We start from the raw sequence: 271 nt of genomic DNA on the forward strand, positions 1-271 counted from the left end.
GTCCGGCATGACACGGTGGCCAGGCTTGCGCCTGGTAGTGACACATCGGCGGCGCTTGGTAAAGCCTTTAAGTCCCATGGATTTCATGATGCGTGCGACCTTCTTGTGATTGATCGGAGGAAAGTCCTTATCGTCATTGAGGCTTGCAGCGATGCGTTTAGCCCCGTAAAGCCCGTGCTCATCATCAAAGATGCTCTTGATTCTTGCACCAATAGCGGCATCGGAATACATCTTTAACCTGCGTTTTTCACGGGTTTGGACCCATTTATAG

The 271-nt window shown here is 50.9% G+C and carries 1 protein-coding gene; it reads right to left on the minus strand.

Translation table 11 applies throughout. The annotated features are described in order from the left end of the window. On the minus strand, nt 1-231 hold a 231-nt coding region (locus HMPREF0308_RS12790), incomplete at its 3' end, for an IS3 family transposase (RefSeq protein WP_155115469.1). Nucleotides 232-271: the final 40 nt, after the last annotated feature.

This window comes from Corynebacterium striatum ATCC 6940 (assembly GCF_000159135.1).
Lineage (GTDB): Bacteria > Actinomycetota > Actinomycetes > Mycobacteriales > Mycobacteriaceae > Corynebacterium > Corynebacterium striatum.